The organism is Streptosporangium nanhuense, from assembly GCF_059358815.1.
On the sequence record NZ_JCADBG010000075.1, the window covers coordinates 1 to 3,578 of the forward strand.

Annotated in this window: 1 protein-coding gene; it reads left to right on the forward strand. The window is 71.7% G+C overall.

The annotated features are described in order from the left end of the window. Nucleotides 1-33: 33 nt before the first annotated feature. The coding region (locus tag AC5L38_RS43935; RefSeq protein ID WP_495248769.1) for an SDR family NAD(P)-dependent oxidoreductase at nucleotides 34-3,578 on the forward strand (3,545 nt) is incomplete at its 3' end.

Here is a 3,578-nt window from a genome sequence, read left to right on the forward strand (position 1 = left end):
GGTGTGGGGTCGTCGCTGGTGGTGTCGCGGTCGGTGTTCGAGCATCGCGCGGTGGTGGTCGGCGGGAAGCGTGAGGGGCTGCTGGCGGGGCTGGCCGCAGTCGAGGCCGGTGAGTCGGCGTCCGGAGTCGTCACGGGAGTGGCCGATGTGGACGGCCGGATGGTGTGGGTGTTCCCGGGTCAGGGGGCGCAGTGGGTGGGGATGGGGGCCGTTCTCCTGGAGGAGTCGGCGGTGTTCGCAGGCCGGATGGCCGAATGCGCCGCCGCACTGGAGCCGTTCGTGGACTGGTCGTTGCTGGAGGTGGTCCGGCAGGCCGAAGGTGCCCCATCACTGGATCGGGTGGATGTGGTGCAGCCGGTGTCGTTCGCGGTGATGGTGTCGTTGGCGGCGGTGTGGGAGTCGCTCGGGGTTGTTCCGGATGCGGTGGTGGGTCATTCGCAGGGGGAGATCGCGGCGGCGGTGGTCGCGGGTGGGTTGTCGTTGCAGGACGGTGCGCGGGTGGTGGCGCTGCGCAGTCGTCTGATCGGCGAGAAGCTGTCCGGGCGTGGGGTGATGTTGTCGGTGATGGCTTCGGCGGAGCGGGTGCGTGCGGCGCTGGCCGCCGACGAGCTGTTGGATCGGGTGGCGGTGGCGGCGGTCAACGGGCCCGGGGTGGTGACGGTCGCCGGTGACGGGGAAGCGGTGCGGGTGCTGGAGCGGCGCCTGTCGGCCGAGGGTGTGATGCGCTGGCAGCTGGCCGGTGCGGACTTCGCCGCGCATTCTCCGCAGGTCGAGCGGTTCCGCGAGGAACTGCTGAGCGACCTGGCCGGGCTGGCACCGACCACGACGCGGGTGCCGATGTTGTCGACCGCGACCGGCCAGTGGCTGGAAGGGCCGGAGCTGGACGCGGGCTACTGGTATGAGAACGTGCGGCAGACGGTGGAGTTCGGGTCGGCGATCGAGCAACTGTTGCGGGAGCGCTATCGGATCTTCCTCGAAGTCGGTCCGCATCCGTTGCTGACGCTGGGGATCGAGCAGGCGGTGGACGCGGCGGAGGTCGGCGCCGCGGTGGTCGCCGGGACGTTGCGCCGCGACGAAGGCGGCCTGGACCGCATCCTGGTGTCGGCAGCGGAGCTGTTCGTGCGCGGGGTGAGGGTGGACTGGCGGCAGGCCCTGCCGGGTGGCCGTCATGTCGATCTTCCGACTTATGCCTTCCAGCGTCAGCGGTTCTGGCCGGGGCCGCGGCAGGGTGGGGATGCGCGGGCGTTGGGTCAGGCGTCGACGGGGCATCCGTTGCTGGGTGCGGCGGTGGGGTTGGCCGGTTCGGACGGGGTGTTGTTGACGGGGCGGTTGTCGGTGGCGTCGCATGGGTGGCTGGCTGATCATGTGGTGGCCGGTTCGACGGTGGTCTCGTCCGGGGTGTTCGTGGAGTTGGCGGTGCGGGCGGCTGATCAGGTGGGCTGCGCGGTGGTCGAGGAATTGACGGTGGAGGCGCCGCTGGTCCTGGGCCGGGACGGTGCGGTGGCGGTGCAGGTGTGGGTCGGCCAGGCGCGGGAGTCGGGCCATCGGTCGGTGAATGTGTATGCGCGCCCGGCTGAGGCTGAGGAGAGCCAGGCGTGGGTGCGGCACGCGACCGGAACGCTCGCGTCCGGTGTTTCGCAGGGGGCGTCGTTCGATGCGGCGGTGTGGCCTCCGGCCGGGGCGATGGCGATCGAGCTGGAAGGGCTGTACGAGGAACTGGCGCAGGAGGGGGTGGAGTACGGTCCGGCGTTCCGGGGGTTGCGGGCGGCGTGGCGGGGGGTTGAGGGGGAGATTTTCGCGGAGGTGAGCTTGCCTGAGCAGACTGGTGGGGCTGCTTCGTTCGGGTTGCATCCGGCGTTGCTGGATGCGGCGTTGCACGCGGTGGGTTTCGCCGGGCTGGATGGTGTCGCGGGTGGCTGGGTGCCGCTGTCGTGGAGCGGGGTGTGTCTGCAGGCATCGGGTGCGTCGGAGCTGCGGGTGCGGCTGGTCAGGACGGGCGGCGACGCGGTGTCGCTGAGCGCGGTGGACGCGACCGGAGAGCCGGTGATGTCGGCCAGGTCGGTCGTGCTGCGGCCGATGGCCGCCGAACACCTGGCCGGCTCCGACCCCCGCGGGACCGGGTGGGACGCGCTGTTCCGGGTGGAGTGGCCCGCGGTGGGTGGCCTGCCTCGGGCCGACCAGGCGCCGGTGTCGATACCGATGGCGGTGCTCGGCTTGGACACCCTCGGTCTTGCCCCCACATTGCGGCTGGCCGCGGGACCCGGCGGACATTCGGTGCCGGTACGTGTGGAGCCCGACGCGCATTCGGTGCCGGTGCACGCGGAACTCGACGGGCATTCGGTGCCGGTGCACGCAGGGCTCGACGGGCGTCAGATGCCGGTGCACGCGGGCCCCGGCGGGCACTTGGCGTCGGAGCACGCGGAGTCCGACGGGCACGTGGTGCCCACGTATGCGGACCTGTCGTCATTGACTGAGGCAGGTCCGGTCCCGGTGGTGGTGGTGACGGAGGTGGTCACCGATCCAGCGGTCGGGCCGGTGGAGCCGGCGCATGCGCTCACCGCCCACGTGCTGGATCTGCTGCAGCGGTGGCTGGCCGACGAGCGTTTCGCCGATTCGCGGCTGGTGTTCGTCACCCGGGGCGCGGTCGCGACCTGCGACGGCGAGATGGTGACCGATCTTCCTGCCGCAGGGGTGTGGGGTCTTGTCCGCAGTGCCCAGTCGGAGAACCCGGGCCGGTTCGTGCTGGTCGACGTGGATGATCGGGAATCCTCGCTGTCCGCCCTGCTCGATGCGCTGCCCGGGGTGCTGACCTCGGGTGAGCCGCAGGCGGCGGTACACGAGGGTGAGGTACGGGTTCCGCGTCTGGCCCGGGTGGCGCCCGCCTCCGACCTGTCCGACCTGTCCGACCTTGATGGGGAGGCGAGCCGGGTCTGGGATCCGGAGGGCACGGTGTTGATCACCGGTGGCACCGGCGGTCTGGGCGCGCTGTTCGCGCGGCACGTGGTGGCCGAGCGTGGCGTACGACATCTGCTGCTGACCAGCCGCCGGGGCCTGGACGCTCCCGGCGCGGGGGAGCTGCGGGCCGAGCTGGTCGCGCACGGCGCCGAGGTCACGGTCACGGCGTGCGACGTAGCCGATCGAGAGCAGGTGGAAGCGCTGCTGGCCGGGATCGATGCCGGCCATCCGCTGACGGCGCTGATCCACACCGCCGGCGTGCTGGCCGACGGCACGATCCCGTCGCTCACGGCGGAAGGTTTGGATGCGGTGCTGCGTCCCAAGGTGGACGCGGCCTGGCACCTGCACGAGCTGACCGCAGACAGTGACCTGGCCGGGTTCGTGGTCTTCTCCTCCATGGCGGGGGTGATGGGCAATGCCGGGCAGGGCAACTACGCGGCGGCGAACACCTTCCTGGACGCGCTGGTTCAGGCGCGCCGCGCCCAGGGGCTGGCGGGGGTGTCGCTGGCCTGGGCGTTGTGGGCTCAGGAGACCGGGATGAGCGGCTCGTTGGGTGAGGTCGATCTGCGCCGGATGGCGCGGGCCGGGATGCCGGCGTTGACGGCCGAGCAGGGGCTGGCCGC